This is a genomic window from Arthrobacter sp. MYb221 (genome assembly GCF_002979835.1).
In the GTDB taxonomy this organism is placed as follows: Bacteria; Actinomycetota; Actinomycetes; order Actinomycetales; family Micrococcaceae; genus Glutamicibacter.
The window spans coordinates 1-2,628 of sequence record NZ_PCPW01000036.1 but is presented as its reverse complement, the minus strand read 5'-3'; the positions used below and the strand labels follow the sequence as shown (position 1 = coordinate 2,628).

Sequence of the window (2,628 nt, the reverse complement as noted above, 5' to 3'; positions counted from 1 at the left end):
TGAATATTTGACTCTTTGAGAGCCACCAATATTGAGATTCAGAGCCACCCGTTATTGCAGTTCGGAGCCACCCAATATTCTCATTCAGAGCCACCGCCCGGCCTTGACGGTTAATCGGCGGCTCTGAACAAAGAATCTCACCGTGAAGGCCTCCTGCGTTTAGTCCCCAGCACTCATGCTCGCCTCGCGCATATTGAACCCACCGGTCTCAACCCAGATCGTGTTATGAACGATACGGTCCATGATCGCGTCAGCCAACGCACCAGCACCCAACCGGGTATGCCAGTCCGCCTGCTTGTACTGAGTGCAGAAAATAGTCGATGAAGCGTCATACCTTCGCTCCATGAGCTCGAAGATGAAACTCAGGAACTCTCCACTCGGCGGCTCCAAAAGCCACTCGTCCAATACCAGGGCACTGTAATTGGCATACTTGCGCAACAGCTTATGCACGCCCAACGGCTTGTTGACGGCCTGCTGCCACTCTTCTTCGAGGTCCGGCATCCGCACGTATCCGGTACGGTAGCTATGAACACAGGCCTGCTTCGCCACCGCGCACGCCAGATAGGACTTGCCGGACCCCGTAAAACCTTGAAAAACCAGATTCCTGTTGAGCTCAACGAAATGGCAGGTCGCCAACTGAGCCAGCAGCGGCTGGTTCAAGCCCCGCTCTTCAACCCGATCCACTTTCCGCAGATCAGCATGTGGGTAGCGGAGCTTAGCCCGGCGGATCAGACCATGAGCTTTCGTATTCAGAAATAGCCCGTGGGCTTGGTCCACGGCCAGCTCGATCCGTGCTTCGATACTCAAGGACATGCTCACCACGTCGTCTTGGGATTCGAATGCCGTGAGCAGGTCGCCGGCGGCCATCTCGCGGAGTTTGCGCTTGGTTTCGGTGTTCAAGTTCATCGGGTCTTCCTTACGTAGTAGTCGCTGCCGCGCACGTATCCAGTGCTGTCTTCAGTTGCTGGCGGGAGGGTCGCTTCTTTCCAGTTCTCGTCCTGCCGGTTCTGCAGAATCGGATGCAAATGCCCGTAGCGTGGGGAACGGATCCGTGACTGCAACGCGACGAAGCAAGCGTCCTCCAGTCGGTTTGGACTGTATTTTGAAGACAAGCGCAGCACGGCCAGTGCGGGGTTGATTCCTTGCTCGGCGACCGGCACGGAAACGAAGATCTTATCGATCACCTGCACCGTGTTCGGGCCGATGCGGTGAGCCCATCCGCGTAGCCGTTTGGGGTCCCATGAGCGGTACTTGCGTTCTGGTGGGATATCGGCGTCATTGGTCCGATACTGGTTCACCGTGGTCGCATCGCATAAAAGGTGACTGCTGAGCCGTTGGGACTGAAGATAGACTTCCAACGTCGTGGACGTGATCCTCAGGTCCACGGTGGCGCCGACGTGTTTGAGCGGGACGGAGTAGAAGTTCTTCTTCCACGTCACGTAGCTGTTCTTCGCGACCTTGCGACCGTGGACCCACGTGCTGATCTCGTATGGCACCACGGGCAGCGGACGCAGCAGTGGTTGCTCTTCTTCACGGTAAACGCTTTGGCGGGAGCCGGCACGTTTCTGGAAAGGCTGCGCGTTATAGGCTTCGACCTGCCGATAGATCGCTACCCGCAGAGAATCAAGGGTGGTGAATTGCTCATGACGTAGTGAAGCGATCACCCAGGTAGCCATGTGACCTACCGTGTTTTCTGCGCTGGATTTGTCTTTTGGCCTGCGGACGCGGCCTGGCAGGATCGCGGAAGAGTAATGCTCGGCGAGGTGGCGGTAGGCATCGTTGAGGATAATTTCCCCTTCGGCGGGATGCTTGATCACCCCGGTTTTCAGGTTGTCACACACGATCCGCGGCACGCTGCCACCGAACGCGTTGAACATCGCTGCGTGGCATAGCATCCAGGATTCCTGCTTCATATCCAGGCAGGGTTCAACGAACGCATACCGGCTGAACGGTAGGCATGCGACGAACAAGTACACCGTGGATCGTCGGCCGGTGACCGGGTCATGCAGGGCCATGGTTGGACCTGACCAGTCCACTTCGACGCTGACACCGGATTTATGCTCCACTCGTGAGGTGGCGCCGTGTTCCAGGACGTAGCGTTGGTAGGACTTGCAGAACCGGTCGTAGCCCATGAATGCTGCGCCGGTGGCTTTGGCCTGATCGGCGTATTCGCCGTGCAGGAGTTTCAGGTTGGTGCCGACTTTGGCCAGTTCCTTATGCACGGTGGGCCAGTCCGGTTGGGCGAACACGCTCTCGTGCTCGCTGCGGCCAGGGAACAAGAGTTCGTAGACCTTGTCTTCGGTGAGGTCCTTGAGCTCGTCCCAACTACTGGAGTTGGCGGCGGCAGCGTTGAGAACTTCTGCGACGCTATTGCGGGAGATGCCTTGGGTGGACGCGATGGTGCGTCCTGAGAAACCTTCGGCGCGAAGCTGGAGTATCCGCTTCGCTTTGATCTTTCGTACCATTGAAAATGGCTCCTTCCACCACGCAGGCTGTTGCGTGGTGGGAGGAGTTTATACAGGGTGGCTCTGAAGGGGAATATTGGGTGGCTCTGAAAGACAATAACGTCATCTCGACGTGGCGGCTCTGAATCGCAATATCGGTGGCTCTCAAAGAGTCAAATATTCA

The 2,628-nt window shown here is 57.1% G+C and carries 2 protein-coding genes; both read right to left on the bottom strand.

The annotated features are described in order from the left end of the window. Window positions 1-159 precede the first annotated feature (159 nt). A complete protein-coding gene (istB, locus tag CQ015_RS18560; RefSeq protein WP_105650851.1) occupies window positions 160-906 on the bottom strand; it encodes an IS21-like element ISAar33 family helper ATPase IstB in 747 nt (248 codons plus the stop codon). Beyond that, window positions 903-2,465 carry an IS21 family transposase gene (gene istA / locus CQ015_RS18555; RefSeq protein WP_105650850.1) on the bottom strand — a complete coding sequence of 521 codons (1,563 nt, stop codon included), beginning with the start codon at window positions 2,463-2,465 and terminating at the stop codon, window positions 903-905. The genes istB and istA overlap by 4 nt, the downstream gene beginning before the upstream one ends. Window positions 2,466-2,628 lie beyond the last annotated feature (163 nt).